Raw genomic sequence first — 13,415 nt, forward strand, 5'->3', positions numbered from 1 at the left:
AAATTACATCTCCCGGATTTTTCCATTTATAGACTAAGAAATTAAACAGCCTTATACAAACTCTGCGACATGGTTTTTATGCCTTCTGCATAACTGGTTGGTTTGAAGTTGAAAGCCTTTTCGAATTTGCTGCTGTCAAAAATATAATCATGGTCAAACTGGTAGTACATTTCAACTGCACCCATGATCACCTTTTTAAACAGGCCGAATATCCATAGCATAAATTTGCGTATGCGCATATATTTAGGTTTAACGCCGTAGGCTGCTGCGGCAATATCCAGAAATTGTCTACCTGTTACGGCAGGGGCAGTAGGCAGGTGCCATATCTGATTGTCGCTATCAGGGTTTTGTCCGAGCAGGAACATGGCCTTGCCTGCATCTGGAATATATATGTAATTGTGTTTTTTGTCGGGATTACCTATCCATTGGGCTGCCTTCTTTTTGGCATAATTGCTTAACACCATCATGTCAATAAAGCTGTTAGTAGAATCGGTTCCGTAAAAATCAGGAGCGCGGGCGATGGTGCCCCTGATATTGCCGGCCTTTACTTCGGCCATTATGGTATTGGCAATGCCTGCGCGGATCTGGCCTTTAACACTACTGGGGTGATATGGTGTATCCTCGGTCATGGAGCCATTAACCAGGCCGTACATATAAACATTATCAAAAAATATAAGTCGTGCGCCGGTTGCTTTTGTTACATTAATTACATTTTGAATAATAACAGGCCATTGCTGTCTCCATATCTCCTTGTCATAAACTAAACCTGCTGTTAAATAAATAACAGTTGAACCTTGAGCCGCGGCCAATATTTCGTCATAGTTCAGCAGATCGGCTTTTTGCCAGGTTACTGTTTTGCCGGTAATTTTTACAGGTTTGCGGCTTACCAGTCGTACAGTTTCATTATTGTTTACTAACTCTTTGGTGAGGGCGTTGGCCACCGGGCCGCCTGCTCCTAATATAGTATGCATATCTTTTTCGTTTTTGTGTATAACAAAGGTAGGATGGCTTTGTAAGTCAAAACGTTAACAAAAGATAAGAATTTGGGTTATTTCGGATTTGGGAATTTTGATTTTGGATTTTTTGAAATCAAAACCTGCTATTGAATAGCCTGGTACAGAATAGATCCTTCGCTACGCTCAGGATGACAAACTTGTTTATTTCAGTTTTAGAATTTCAGTCTTCTATGCACTTATCTTCATAATCCTTCTGCGTATGCGTGAGAGCGATACCGGGGTTATGCCTAAAAAGTTGGCGATATAATGCTGAGGGATACGTTGTACAACGTCGCCGCGGGTTTGCAATAGTTTGTTATAGCGCTCTTCGGGAGTTTGGGTTATGAACGATGTAACCCGGTCTTCATAGCAGATAAGGTAATGCTCGGCTATAAGTCTGCCCAGGCGTTCCATTTTGTGACCTATAAGTTTATCGCCGTAAGCCTTTTGCATGTTGTCGTAATTCAGACTGACAAAAATTGTGTTTTCGAGTGTTTGTATGTAAAGGATAGAAGGCTGACGGGTTAAAAAACTTTTATATGAACTTGTAAATTCGTTTTCAAAACAGAAATAGCCTGTAATTTCTTCACCATCTTTTATATGAAAAAACCTTACCGAACCTTTTACTATAAGAGATATTTGGTTACAAACTTTACCCGGCTCAGAAAAATTTTCTTTCTTTTTGAGCGTGCTGATTTCCAGAAGAGGTAATAACGCGTCCCATTCCTTTTCATCCAACTGAACAAACATGGTCGCGTGTTCGCGGAATTTGTTGAGTGCGGTTAATGTATCCATATTCTGTCTAACAGAAATAATACGGCAAACACGACGCTGGCTATGCCATTGGTTGTCATAAAGGCAAAGTTCACCCGGCTAAGGTCGTTGGGTTTCACCAGCAGGTGCTGATAAATAAGCATGGCACAAAAGAATAGGATACCCGCGTAATATAAAATGCCGAATTGGGAATGTGTAAAAAATACAGGCATGATGATAAATGCTGCGGAAAGTACATGCAGAAAGGTTGATAACCGCAAAGCATTTACCTTACCCATGTAAGCCGGGATAGAGTGCAGGTTTAAGCCACGATCAAAGTCTTCATCCTGAAGGGCATAAATAATGTCAAAGCCACTTACCCAACATAAAACAGAAAGCGAGAAAAATAAAGGCGTTAGGGCGAATGCGCCGGTAACCACCAAATAAGCCCCAATTGGAGCAAGAGATAACCCCAAACCTAATACCAAATGACAAAGCGCTGTAAAGCGTTTGGTGGCACTATAACCCATCACCACAAACAGGGCAACCGGCGATAGATAAAAGCACAACGGATTAATAAACCAGGTAGCTGCTATAAACAAGGCACAGTTGACCAACGTAAACGTTAAGGCTGCCGATGCGCTGATACGACCTGAAGGAATATCACGCTGTTTGGTTCGAGGGTTTTGAGCGTCAATATCCCTGTCCAGATAGCGGTTAAAAGCCATAGCCGAGTTGCGAGCAAATACCATACACAATACCATCAAAACAAGTTTAAGCCAGTCGAAATGGCTTTGTGTGGTAGTTACTGCCAAAAAGAAGCCGATAAAAGCAAACGGCATGGCAAATATCGTATGTGCAAATGTTACTAATGAAAGGTATTTTTTCATGGCAAATATGACTTATCAGGACGGTAACTGATAATGCGGTATTTCAAAGTTATTATTAATATTATCTATAAACGCTAAAATCTCTTCGCGACCCAGTTGTGTTTCTGATGAAGTGACAAAATATTGGGGCGATTCCTCAAAAGTGGCCAACAGTGCTTTTTTGAATTTGGCTATATTCTGATCTGTTTTTATACTCGATTGTTTATCAGCCTTGGTAAATACCAGCACGAACGACAGGCCTCTTTCGCCAAGCCAGTTGCAAAACTCGAGATCGATTTTTTGCGGTTCCAGGCGACTATCAACCAGCACCATTACGCATTGCAGGCTTTCACGCTTGTCAAGATAGTTATGGATAAACTTGTCCCATTTGGCTTTCTCGGTTTTAGAAGCCCTGGCATAACCATAACCTGGCAAATCAACAATATACCAGTTGTCATTAATGTAAAAATGATTAATAAGCTGGGTTTTACCCGGTGTTTGCGATGTTTTAGCCAGTCCCTTTTTTGCGGTAAGCATATTAATAAGGGACGATTTACCCACATTTGAGCGCCCAATAAAAGCGTATTCCGGTTTTACCGGAGGCGGCAATTTGGATATCTGGGTATTGCTGCAAATAAATTCGGCCGATTTAACAATCATGCTGCAAAGGTAATTATTTTTAGTGGTGTGTTATGAGCAGCAAAGTTGATTAGGTTTGTGTTGCAACACCGTCCTATACTTTGTTTACAATGCAACAACAATAAAAGATACAATTATAATTAAATTTGATGTTTAAACATGTAATATTATGAATGAATATAAAATCCCGGCTCAAACCCGCATTGGCCATGTGCATTTAAAGGTAAGCGACCTGCAACGTTCGCTTGATTTTTACTGCGGCTTGCTGGGGTTTGAAAAAATGGTGATGTATGGTGATCAGGCAGCTTTTATATCGGCTGGTGGTTATCATCATCATATAGGTTTAAATACCTGGCAAAGTAAAGGCGCTCCGCCTGCACCTGAGTACGCACCGGGTTTGTTCCATACCGCTATTTTATATCCCGAGAGAAAAGATCTGGCGGTGGCCTTGCAACGTTTGATTGATGCCAAATATCAGATTACCGGGGCGTCTGACCATGGCGTATCCGAAGCTATATACCTGAATGATCCCGACCAAAACGGTGTGGAGTTATACTGGGACAGACCTAAAGAGCAATGGCCAACAGATGAGGCAGGGAACTTGACCATGTTTACCCGCAGGCTGGATATTGAAGGGTTACTGGGGTTATTGAAGTAATTTGTCTGAAGCAGGATTTTTTGGATTAAGGGATTTCCATGATTTAATTTTTAGTTAGAAGATAAAATCCCTTAATCCGAAAAATCTGTTTAATCCTGGTTCAGACAAACAGAATTTACAGCTCTCTTATCTTAATATTCTTAAAATAAGCTTTGTGGCCATGATCCTGTAGGGCTATGAGGCCTGTTTTAGCGTTGCCATAATCCGGATGGTCTTTCCATTTGCCTTCGGCTTTTTTCTGTTTCCAGTCGGCGTCCCAGGCGGTAAACTCCACAATTTTGGCGCCATTTAGCCAATGTTCAACATGGCCATTGTTAAAAATAATTTTGCTGGTATTCCATTGGCCAACGGGCATCAATTTCTTTTTATCATTAGGCAAATACATGGCATAGTCACAGCCGGTTTTTTGCCAGTCTTCCAGTTTATCAGGCCAGCCTGTATCGTCAATAATCTGATATTCGGGGCCGGTCTCATAGGTGGCATGATATTTAGCGTCTTCAACTACATGATATAATACGCCGCTGTTGCTGCCTTTGTCAATTTTCCATTGCCAGGTAAGTTCAAAATTAGCGTATGATTTATCGGTAACAATATCGCCACCGGTATCGCCTTTGGCTGCGCCCAAACAAACCAGCGCGCCATCAACAATCTGCCAATTTTTTACGGAGCCTTTTTTGTTGAAGCCATGCCAGCCTTTTAGTGTTTTACCATCAAACAAACTTACCCAGCCACCTTTTGCACCTACTTTTTTTACAGGCATAGGATTATTTGCCGGTATGCCAGCCGTTTGAACACAAACCAGGCCTGCCGCAGCCAATGCCAAGCCAATTTTTTTTAATTGATGTTTCATGTTTTTAAGTTGATTGAGTGAATGGTTGATTAGGTGAGTAGTTGATCATAAAAGGTTAATCAACCAATCTCCCAATTAACCATTAACTGATAAATTATTTTTTTGCCATCTGCATTTTTTCAGGATCCCAAAACATAGGACTGTTTTTATAATAACTGTCGTTACATAACAGAGCAGGAGCTGCGGCCCGGTAACCGAAAATAGCATCCTCGGTTACTTTGCCTTTGTTCCGTATGGCTGTAATAAAATTATTCATGTGGTCATAAGGGCCGCCTAAATAGCCTTTGTCTGCATCAAATGTTATAATTTCCGGAGGCAACATCTTTTTGCGTTCGGCGTAGCCGCTGCCTGCTTTTTTTAGCTTATCAAGATAAAAAGGGTCGTCGGAACCAAATGTTTTGTTCCTTTTCAGCGTCACCTGATCCCAGGTGATATCCATAGAACCTTCGCTACCTACCAGTTTAAGGTAGGTGGTACCGCTGGTGCCATCCACAAAATTACATCTTAACGAAAGATTAAAAGCCGGGTGTGCTTCTGCTTTTCCATAATCAAAAGTGCCTAATAATACGTCGGGCACTTCGCGGCCATCGTTCCAGAAACGGAGTCCGCCGGATGCATAAATTTTGTTTGGTCCCATGGAGCCGGTAATGAAGTGGAGGCTGGAGAACAGGTGCACAAACAAATCGCCGGCCATACCCGTGCCATAGTCGGTATAATTGCGCCAGCGGAAGAAACGCTTGGAATCATAGTCGCGTTTTTTGGTATTGCTGATATAGGTTTCCCAGTCAACCGTTTGCGGCGAGGCATCATCCGGGATAGGGTATTGCCAAACTTCCAACGGTTCCCGGCGGGCCCAAAAGCCTTCGGCATAGTTTAACTCGCCTATAGCGCCGCTTTTTAACAATTCATGCGCTTTCTCGTTACCTAATGATGATACACCCTGGCTGCCTACCTGGAAAATCATGCCGGTATCTTTTTGAGCCTTAATTACAGCCGGGCCTTCGGTAATGGCATGTACCATGGGTTTTTCGCAATAAACATGCTTGCCAGCATGCATGGCATCAATTGATATTTGCTGGTGCCAGTGATCGGGCGTGCCTATAATTACAGCATCAATATCCTTTCTATTCAGGATCTCTTTGTAAACCTTAGTAGTAAAAATATCAGCGCCCCAGCGGGTTTTGGCATCGTTAAGCCGGCCATCATACAAATCGCAAACGGCAACCAGCTTTACCCCAGGAATTTTTAAAGCAACTATGGTGTCCTGTGTGCCCATTCCGCCGGCACCTATCAGTGCAATATTGATCTGGTCATTTAAACTATGGCCGGGCGGCCTTTTAAGTATGGCAAATGGTTTTACAGGGCTTTCGGCAGCTAATAAACTGCTGCCTGCGGCTACCGCTGCAGTAGTGGTGGCTAATTTTTTAATGAAACTGCGGCGCGACGATTCTTCTTTTTCTTTCATAGATTGAAATAATGAATTTGATAACAATAATTAATAAAGAGAACTGATAACCTCCGGTCACCTTTTGGGTGAGCCCGCTGCACTGGTTTTTTTACAAATTGGTTTTTAAAAGTAGTGAATTGACTTAACATTTACACAACCGTATCAACTTAATACAACCAAATAAACTCAATCAACATACAATCACTATCTTTGCCATTACTATAAAAATGAGCAAAACAATAACTCCCTACCATGACCAACAGGCTACCAAGAAAGAACAGGTGGCCGATATGTTCAATAATATATCAAAAACATACGATTTCCTGAACCATTTTTTATCGCTGGGGATAGATATCATCTGGCGTAAAAAAGCCATTAACGAGTTAAAAAAAGACAAGCCTAAGCTGATACTGGATGTAGCCACCGGTACCGGCGATTTCGCGTTTGAGGCGTTAAAAACGCTTAGGCCCGAAAAAATAGTAGGTGTTGATATTTCGCGTGGTATGCTGGATATTGCCGAACAGAAAATTCAAAAACGTAACCTTGCTGATAAATTTGAAGTAAAGCTTGGCGATTCGGAAAAACTACCTTTTGAGGCCGGTGAATTTGACGCGGTTACTGTAGCCTATGGGGTACGTAATTTTGAAAATCTGGAAAGCGGTCTTGCCGATATACGAAGGGTACTAAAACCCGGCGGCAAAGCGGTGGTGCTGGAGTTTTCAAAGCCAAAGGTATTTCCGATAAAGCAGTTATATAATTTTTATTTCAACTATATTACTCCGGGCATTGGCAAACTATTTAGTAAAGACGCGAGAGCATATTCATATCTACCCGAATCCGTCGCAGCTTTTCCCGACGGGAAAAATTTTGTGGCGCTGATGGATAAAGTCGGTTTTAAAAATACCAAACACAGGCCATTGGCGTTTGGCATTTGTTCTATATACACAGGCATTAAATGAGTTTAAAAAGGTACCTTATTATAGTATTTATACTGATACTTTGCAGCAGCAAGCTGTTTGCACAGGATAGGGTACCAGCATGGGGTGGCGGAGCTGACCTTCAGGACCTGAGCTTTGGCTTTAGCTTTGCCTATGTAAGCAGCGATTTTAAAATTGTTAAAAAGCCTAACTGGCGTACGCCCTTTAATGATCCCGAAACCGGTAATGCACTTACTACTCCGTTAAACAGTATCAGTTCCAGAAGTTTGCCGGGCTTTTCTGTAGGCTTTATAACCCGTTATCGTTTAACCGAACATTTGGAGGCCCGTGTTACACCTTCACTGGTTTTTGCAGACCGTAACCTTACTTACTCTTATCAAAATAGTGAGCAATATCCCAATGTTGAAAAACAGGTACAAACTACCACGGTTGACGTTCCGTTATCGCTAAAAATAAAATCAGACCGTATTGGTGATTTCAGGGCCTATATTTTAGGTGGAATTAAATATTCGCACGCTATAGGTTCAAAAAAGAATGATATTAATTCAGACCTGCTGGATAAACTGGTTAAAAATAAAACCGGTTATGGATCGTACGAAGCCGGCCTGGGGTGCGATATTTATTTTGAATTTTTTAAGCTTTCGCCCGAGATTAAAATATCCAATTCATTTGGTAATGTCCTGGTTCCTGAAAACCAACCTTTCTCGGCACCTATCAGCAAGCTTTCATTACATACCATTATGTTTAGTTTGTTTTTTGAGTAGATTAGGGTTCCCTACGCCGTATCCTTACCCTGACAAGACAATAGTTTAAAGTAAAAAACATATTTTCGCTGCCGTAGTTATCTATCTATCATGTCTAAAATTGCATTAATTACAGGAGCTACCGCTGGTATTGGCGAAGCTTGTGCCCATGTATTTGCCCGCGAAGGATATAGCCTGATATTAACAGGTCGCAGGCTTGATCGCCTGGAAAAGCTGGCCGGTCAGTTAAATAATAAATATAATATAGAAGTAGCGGTGTCGTCATTTGATGTGCGTAATCGTGAACAGGTGATTGAAAACCTGGAAAGTCTGCCCACAAAATGGAAAAAAGTAAATATACTGGTTAACAATGCCGGTTTAAGCCAGGGACTTGAGCCTATTCAAAAAGGCGGTTATGACGATTGGGAAACCATGATTGATACCAATATTAAAGGCCTGTTATATGTAAGCCGCGTTGTATCAAACTGGATGATTGATAACGGTTACGGGCATATCATAAACCTGGGATCCATTGCCGGTAAGGAGGTATATGCTAATGGTAACGTGTATTGTGCTACCAAACATGCGGTAGATGCATTAAATAAAGGTATGCGTATTGATCTGTTGCCGCATGGTATAAAGGTTTCTGCTATACACCCTGGCGCCGTGGAAACAGAATTTTCGGAAGTACGCTTTAAGGGTGATAAGGAAAGAGCCAAAAAAGTATATGAGGGTTTTGAACCACTTTCGGCAGCTGATGTTGCCGAAACAATATGGTTTATAGCCTCGCGCCCGGCACATGTAAATATTAACGATATGGTACTTATGCCAACCGCACAGGCTACCGCAGGTAATATATTCAGAAAATAGATGTGCAGATCTCTGTTAATTAAATAATTATAAAATCTGCACATTTGCGTATCTGAAATCTGCATATTTCAAATTCAATAACTCAATAAATTACCAATTATAAAATGTCATTAATCATTCAAATAGACCAGGATATTAAGCTGGCTATGCTGGCCAAACAGGCCGACCGTTTAAGAGGACTTCGTGCTATAAAATCAGCTTTATTGTTGGCCAAAACCGAAAAAGGTGCGGCAGAAGAACTTACCCCTGAAGCTGAAATTAAAGTGCTTCAAAAACTTATTAAACAACGTAAAGAATCGGCAGATATTTATAAAACACAAAACCGCGAAGACCTTTACGAAATAGAGATGGAAGAAATGAAGGTAATAGAACCTTATTTGCCGCAGCAAATGAGCCGTTTTGAAATTGAAGGCTACCTTCAGGAACTTATTGAGCGGCTTGGCGCTACTTCAACCAGCGATATGGGTAGAATAATGGGAATGGCCAATAAAGAACTTGCGGGCAAAGCTGATGGAAAAACCATATCGGAAGTTGTAAGGCAGTTGTTAGGGTAAGTATTGGTTTGTTGAGCAGTTAAACTTGCTGAAAAGGAAACTCAGGAAAGTGGGTATGCCTGGCGACGGCCCATTTTATTTAAACAGAACATTGACAAAATTAATTACTATTATTGTTGCAACTCGGCTGTAATAAACTAATTTTATGGCCAGATAATAGAATTTATACTGAAATTAATTTCAGTATAAGAGTAAAAAAAATTAATACTAATATTTTATATGGATTTCGTGCTTAAAGAGGAACACGGTTTTAGTTACATCGATGAGGGCGAAGGTGAGGTATTGCTACTATTACATGGTTTAATGGGCTCATTGAGCAATTGGGGGGATGTTGTTGAAGAATTTAAATCAAGATATCGTGTGCTAATACCCATGTTGCCAATTTACGATATGCCTCTTTTAACTACAGGCGTAAAGAGTCTTTCAAAATTTGTACATAAATTTATAAAGTATAAAGAGTTAAGCAATATAACATTGCTTGGTAATTCCCTGGGCGGACATGTGGCATTGATTTATGTTTTGGCGCACCCCGAGAATATTAAGGCGATGGTATTAACCGGCAGTTCGGGTTTATATGAAAACGCATTCGGAGGATCTTTTCCACGGCGCGAAAGTATTGATTTTGTAAGGGAAAAGGTACAATATACTTTTTATGATCCGGCAGTGGCAACCGATGAGTTGGTTAATGACGTATATAAGTTAATAAACGACAGGCACAGCGTGATCAGGTTATTGGCGATGGCAAAATCGGCCATCAGGCATAATATGAAAAAGGATCTGCATAAAATGCATATTCCCGTATCTTTAATATGGGGCAAAAACGATAAAATAACACCGCCTGAAGTGGCCCTGGAATTTAATGAGTTTTTACCCGACTCTGAGTTGCACTGGATTGATAAATGCGGACATGCGCCAATGATGGAGCGGCCGCAGGAATTTAACGGACTGTTAACCGCATTTTTGGAAAAAATAAAATAGGAGTTTAACATTATGGTAGCAATTGAACTGATAGCAGACGCAATTCCTCCGGTACATACTTCTGATACTGTACAGAAGGTACTTGACCGTATGATAGAGTTTCGCCTCAGGCATTTGCCCATTGTAAACGAAGAGCAGTTTTTAGGTTTGGTTGCAGAAGATGACCTGATTGGTGAAAGTGATTACCAAACTGCTGTAGGCGCGCTGGCACTGTCGCAGGTAAACCCATATGTACTCGAAGATCAGCATATTTACGATGTAATACGCATGTTTTATGAGCGCCAGCTCACCGTTATACCGGTGCTTGATGCAAAAAGGAACTACCTGGGTATTATATCCATTAATGCCATAACCGAGTATTTTGCAAAGATAACCGCAGTCGCCCAACCGGGTGGTATTATTGTATTGGAGATCAATAACAAAAACAATTCACTTGCTCATATGGCGCAGATTGTAGAATCGGACAACGCCCAGATCCTGAGCTCTTATGTTCAAACTTTTCCTGATTCTACCCGTATAGAAGTAACCCTTAAAGTAAACAAGCAGGATATATCTGCTATAATTGCTACTTTTTTGCGTTATGAGTATGATATTAAAGCGACCTTTAACAGTACAGATCATAACGATAATGCAAAGGATCGTTATGATTCGCTCATGAATTACCTTAACTTATAAATGGTTCATTAATTTAATAGCTCATCGGATTACTATTTTCCAACTGAACTAATTAACAAAATGAAACAGTGAACACCACCCATGAAGATAGCAGTTTACGGCAGACCGTTTAATGATCCATCTGTAATACCATATATTCAGCAGGTATTTGATAACCTGGCCCATCATGGCGCCGAAATATATGTCCATCACCAGCTTAACGAATACCTGCTCGATAAAATAAACACCGTTACGTATAGTGTTCTCGAGAACACCGATTCGTTAAAAGGCTTTATTGATTTATTTTTAACGTTGGGCGGGGATGGTACTCTGCTTGATATGGTAACCGTTATCCGCGATTCGTACATACCAGTGGTGGGTATTAACTTTGGCAGGCTTGGTTTTTTGGCGAGTATAAATAAAAGCGATATTACCGCTGCCATACACGCCGTGGTTAACAAGCAATTTACTCTTGATTGCCGTGAATTGCTCACTATAGATTCAACGCTGAAAATTTTTGGAGATGATAATTTCGCGCTTAATGATGTAACTATTCATAAACGCGATGATGCGGCCATGATCATTACCCACGTGTTTTTAAATGATGAGTTTTTAAACTCATACTGGGGCGACGGTATTATTATTTCTACCTCAACCGGGTCAACAGCTTATTCTTTAAGTTGCGGTGGCCCTATTATTTTCCCCCAGTCAAATAGTATAGTGGTAACGCCGGTGTCGCCTCATAATTTAAACGTGCGGCCAATTATATTGCCCGATAACAGTAAGCTTTGTTTCGAGGTGGAGAGCCGCAGTGCAAATTATTTGGTTTCGTGCGATTCGCGGGTGGCTACTTTAGATGAAACCGTAAAATTTCATGTTCAAAAAGCCGATTTTCAGCTAAATTTGGTACGTTTAAATAATGAAAGTTATTTAACCACGTTAAGAAACAAATTATTATGGGGTCTTGATGCCCGTAATTATTAAACTTGCTTAATGTCTAAATTTGCAGCACTAATACTCCTTTTATTTATTTCATGTCATTTGCAGGCGCAAACCTGGGAGGTTGGCGGTGCTTTTGGCGGTGCTGGCTATATAGGCGACCTTAATCCTAACAATCCAGTTAAGGTAAGCGGTGCCGTGGGTAGTTTATTTGTAAAGCGAAACTTTAACGGTTATTTGTCAGCAAAATTAAATTTTGCTTATGGTAAAATAAGCGCTGCCGATAGTAGCTCCAGCAGCCAGCAATTTCGCAACCGTAATTTAAGTTTTAATGATCCTATTAAGGAACTAAGCCTTATTGGTGAGTTTAACTTTATGAAATATATACCCGATGCGGGCCCCAATAAATATACACCCTATATATATACAGGTTTTGGATTGTCGGCCTTTGCTCCGCGTACAGTTTATAAGGGTAAAACCCATAGCCTCAGAAATTTAAGAACCGAAGGACAGTCTGTGGCTTATGCTAAAACCACGCTGGTAATTCCATATGGCGTAGGCATAAAATACAATTTCAATACCAAATGGACGGTGGCTGGCGATATTGGTTACAGATATACCTTCACAGATTATCTGGATGATGTGAGTGGGGTATATGCCCGTCCTGATCAGCTTCCAAGCACTTTTGCAAGACAAATGGCAGACCGGTCTGGCGAAAAAACAAACCATTATCTTGGTGAGCCCGGCTCACAACGCGGCGACTTCAAGCCGCGCGATACTTACTTTTTTATTGGGGTAACCATCTCTTATACCTTCGTTACACAGAATTGTTATTTTTAAAATTCAATTTTTACAAAATTTAATTTTGTTGTTTATGAAATAATATAATTTTAATTTCGTTTTAATAATAAAATCGGTATTCTATACGGTTTTATTATTAACCTTAAACTTTAAGATCATGGCCGAATTAAATTCTTCCCCACAAAAAGCAAGCGGCACACGCGGCCGAAAAAAAATGAATGTAAGGGTTGACCTTACTGCTATGGTTGATCTGGCATTTCTGCTGATCACCTTTTTTATGCTCACCACAACATTATCAAAATCAAAGGCTATGGATATAGCCATGCCCGTTGGAGAAGGTAGCGCCGTTCCGGCAAGTCGCAGCTTTACAGTATGCCTGGGTAAAAACAGCCAGGTAATGTGGTACCTTGGTGAGCTGAAAAATCCGGTAATCGCTCCAACTGTTACCAATTTTAATAAAGACGGCATTCGCAAGGCTTTATTTGAAACCAGTAAAATGGTTCATGATAATACCGGCAAGGGTATGATAGTGGTGGTAAAGCCATCTGACCATTCGGTGTATAAAGATCTGGTTAACGTTATAGACGAGCTTAATATAACCGATATGCAAACTTATGCTATTGTTGATATTGACAGGCATGACACCGATGCCCTGAAACAAAAAGACGTTTATTAACTATAACATTTAAAGCTTAAAAATAAGCTGCTTTAAAAGCCGGATATCAGG

At 40.7% G+C, this 13,415-nt stretch carries 16 protein-coding genes; 10 read left to right on the forward strand and 6 right to left on the reverse strand.

The window, feature by feature from the left end:
• Positions 1-41: 41 nt before the first annotated feature.
• From SNE25_RS10255 to yihA, 4 genes are all read right to left on the reverse strand, one after another.
• On the reverse strand, positions 42-971 hold the full coding sequence (locus tag SNE25_RS10255) for an NAD-dependent epimerase/dehydratase family protein (protein ID WP_321565004.1): 930 nt from the start codon (positions 969-971) through the stop codon (positions 42-44).
• A gap of 213 nt (positions 972-1,184) precedes the next feature.
• Complete coding sequence (locus SNE25_RS10260; RefSeq protein WP_321565005.1) at positions 1,185-1,790, reverse strand: Crp/Fnr family transcriptional regulator; 606 nt, start codon at positions 1,788-1,790, stop codon at positions 1,185-1,187.
• The gene (locus SNE25_RS10265; protein WP_321565006.1) at positions 1,778-2,638 is read right to left on the reverse strand and encodes a UbiA-like polyprenyltransferase; all 861 of its coding nucleotides are present in this window, start codon (positions 2,636-2,638) and stop codon (positions 1,778-1,780) included. Before SNE25_RS10265 ends, SNE25_RS10260 begins: the two co-directional genes overlap by 13 nt.
• 15 nt (positions 2,639-2,653) lie before the next feature.
• The gene (yihA, locus tag SNE25_RS10270) at positions 2,654-3,277 is read right to left on the reverse strand and encodes a ribosome biogenesis GTP-binding protein YihA/YsxC (protein ID WP_321565007.1); all 624 of its coding nucleotides are present in this window, start codon (positions 3,275-3,277) and stop codon (positions 2,654-2,656) included.
• A 148-nt stretch (positions 3,278-3,425) separates the two neighbouring features.
• Between yihA and SNE25_RS10275 the strand changes: the two genes are divergently transcribed.
• Complete coding sequence (locus SNE25_RS10275) at positions 3,426-3,914, forward strand: VOC family protein (RefSeq protein WP_321565008.1); 489 nt, start codon at positions 3,426-3,428, stop codon at positions 3,912-3,914.
• Between the two features lie 115 nt (positions 3,915-4,029).
• Here SNE25_RS10275 and SNE25_RS10280 read toward each other — a convergent pair whose 3' ends face one another.
• Together SNE25_RS10280 and SNE25_RS10285 are read right to left on the reverse strand one after the other, a co-directional pair.
• A complete protein-coding gene (locus SNE25_RS10280; RefSeq protein WP_321565009.1) occupies positions 4,030-4,764 on the reverse strand; it encodes a 3-keto-disaccharide hydrolase in 735 nt (244 codons plus the stop codon).
• Positions 4,765-4,858: 94 nt separating this feature from the next.
• Positions 4,859-6,229: a Gfo/Idh/MocA family protein gene (locus SNE25_RS10285; RefSeq protein ID WP_321565010.1), complete on the reverse strand. Its 1,371-nt coding sequence runs from the start codon at positions 6,227-6,229 to the stop codon at positions 4,859-4,861.
• 209 nt (positions 6,230-6,438) lie between these two features.
• Between SNE25_RS10285 and ubiE the strand changes: the two genes are divergently transcribed.
• The 9 genes from ubiE to SNE25_RS10330 all read left to right on the forward strand — a co-directional run bounded on the left by ubiE (position 6,439) and on the right by SNE25_RS10330 (position 13,364).
• A complete protein-coding gene (ubiE, locus tag SNE25_RS10290; protein WP_321565011.1) occupies positions 6,439-7,170 on the forward strand; it encodes a bifunctional demethylmenaquinone methyltransferase/2-methoxy-6-polyprenyl-1,4-benzoquinol methylase UbiE in 732 nt (243 codons plus the stop codon).
• Positions 7,167-7,913, forward strand: a complete 747-nt coding sequence (gene porT, locus SNE25_RS10295; protein ID WP_321565012.1) for a type IX secretion/gliding motility protein PorT/SprT — start codon at positions 7,167-7,169, stop codon at positions 7,911-7,913. Before ubiE ends, porT begins: the two co-directional genes overlap by 4 nt.
• A gap of 90 nt (positions 7,914-8,003) precedes the next feature.
• A complete protein-coding gene (locus SNE25_RS10300) occupies positions 8,004-8,762 on the forward strand; it encodes an SDR family oxidoreductase (RefSeq protein ID WP_321565013.1) in 759 nt (252 codons plus the stop codon).
• Positions 8,763-8,866: 104 nt separating this feature from the next.
• Entirely contained in the window at positions 8,867-9,316 is a 450-nt protein-coding gene (locus tag SNE25_RS10305) for a GatB/YqeY domain-containing protein (RefSeq protein WP_321565014.1), read from the forward strand.
• Between the two features lie 219 nt (positions 9,317-9,535).
• Positions 9,536-10,294 carry an alpha/beta fold hydrolase gene (locus tag SNE25_RS10310; protein WP_321565015.1) on the forward strand — a complete coding sequence of 253 codons (759 nt, stop codon included), beginning with the start codon at positions 9,536-9,538 and terminating at the stop codon, positions 10,292-10,294.
• 12 nt (positions 10,295-10,306) lie between these two features.
• Positions 10,307-10,969, forward strand: coding sequence for a CBS domain-containing protein (locus tag SNE25_RS10315; protein WP_321565016.1), 663 nt, complete (start codon positions 10,307-10,309; stop codon positions 10,967-10,969).
• 81 nt (positions 10,970-11,050) lie between these two features.
• Positions 11,051-11,932 (forward strand): NAD kinase, encoded by an 882-nt coding sequence (locus SNE25_RS10320; protein ID WP_321565017.1) that lies wholly within the window; start codon positions 11,051-11,053, stop codon positions 11,930-11,932.
• A gap of 9 nt (positions 11,933-11,941) precedes the next feature.
• Positions 11,942-12,727 carry a type IX secretion system protein PorG gene (gene porG, locus SNE25_RS10325; RefSeq protein WP_321565018.1) on the forward strand — a complete coding sequence of 262 codons (786 nt, stop codon included), beginning with the start codon at positions 11,942-11,944 and terminating at the stop codon, positions 12,725-12,727.
• Positions 12,728-12,845: 118 nt separating this feature from the next.
• Positions 12,846-13,364 (forward strand): ExbD/TolR family protein, encoded by a 519-nt coding sequence (locus SNE25_RS10330; RefSeq protein ID WP_321565019.1) that lies wholly within the window; start codon positions 12,846-12,848, stop codon positions 13,362-13,364.
• Positions 13,365-13,415 lie beyond the last annotated feature (51 nt).

The organism is Mucilaginibacter sabulilitoris, assembly GCF_034262375.1.
GTDB lineage: Bacteria > Bacteroidota > Bacteroidia > Sphingobacteriales > Sphingobacteriaceae > Mucilaginibacter > Mucilaginibacter sabulilitoris.

Bases quoted from the DNA above. Each gene is read 5' to 3' on its own strand.
- SNE25_RS10300 (WP_321565013.1), top strand. From the start codon at position 8,004: ATGTCTAAAATTGCATTAATTACAGGAGCTACCGCTGGTATTGGCGAA.
- SNE25_RS10265 (WP_321565006.1), bottom strand. From the start codon at position 2,638: ATGAAAAAATACCTTTCATTAGTAACATTTGCACATACGATATTTGCC.
- SNE25_RS10275 (WP_321565008.1), top strand. From the start codon at position 3,426: ATGAATGAATATAAAATCCCGGCTCAAACCCGCATTGGCCATGTGCAT.
- SNE25_RS10310 (WP_321565015.1), top strand. From the start codon at position 9,536: ATGGATTTCGTGCTTAAAGAGGAACACGGTTTTAGTTACATCGATGAG.
- SNE25_RS10320 (WP_321565017.1), top strand. From the start codon at position 11,051: ATGAAGATAGCAGTTTACGGCAGACCGTTTAATGATCCATCTGTAATA.
- SNE25_RS10255 (WP_321565004.1), bottom strand. From the start codon at position 971: ATGCATACTATATTAGGAGCAGGCGGCCCGGTGGCCAACGCCCTCACC.
- SNE25_RS10315 (WP_321565016.1), top strand. From the start codon at position 10,307: ATGGTAGCAATTGAACTGATAGCAGACGCAATTCCTCCGGTACATACT.
- SNE25_RS10330 (WP_321565019.1), top strand. From the start codon at position 12,846: ATGGCCGAATTAAATTCTTCCCCACAAAAAGCAAGCGGCACACGCGGC.
- SNE25_RS10280 (WP_321565009.1), bottom strand. From the start codon at position 4,764: ATGAAACATCAATTAAAAAAAATTGGCTTGGCATTGGCTGCGGCAGGC.
- SNE25_RS10305 (WP_321565014.1), top strand. From the start codon at position 8,867: ATGTCATTAATCATTCAAATAGACCAGGATATTAAGCTGGCTATGCTG.
- SNE25_RS10285 (WP_321565010.1), bottom strand. From the start codon at position 6,229: ATGAAAGAAAAAGAAGAATCGTCGCGCCGCAGTTTCATTAAAAAATTA.
- porT (WP_321565012.1), top strand. From the start codon at position 7,167: ATGAGTTTAAAAAGGTACCTTATTATAGTATTTATACTGATACTTTGC.
- ubiE (WP_321565011.1), top strand. From the start codon at position 6,439: ATGAGCAAAACAATAACTCCCTACCATGACCAACAGGCTACCAAGAAA.
- SNE25_RS10260 (WP_321565005.1), bottom strand. From the start codon at position 1,790: ATGGATACATTAACCGCACTCAACAAATTCCGCGAACACGCGACCATG.
- yihA (WP_321565007.1), bottom strand. From the start codon at position 3,277: ATGATTGTTAAATCGGCCGAATTTATTTGCAGCAATACCCAGATATCC.
- porG (WP_321565018.1), top strand. From the start codon at position 11,942: ATGTCTAAATTTGCAGCACTAATACTCCTTTTATTTATTTCATGTCAT.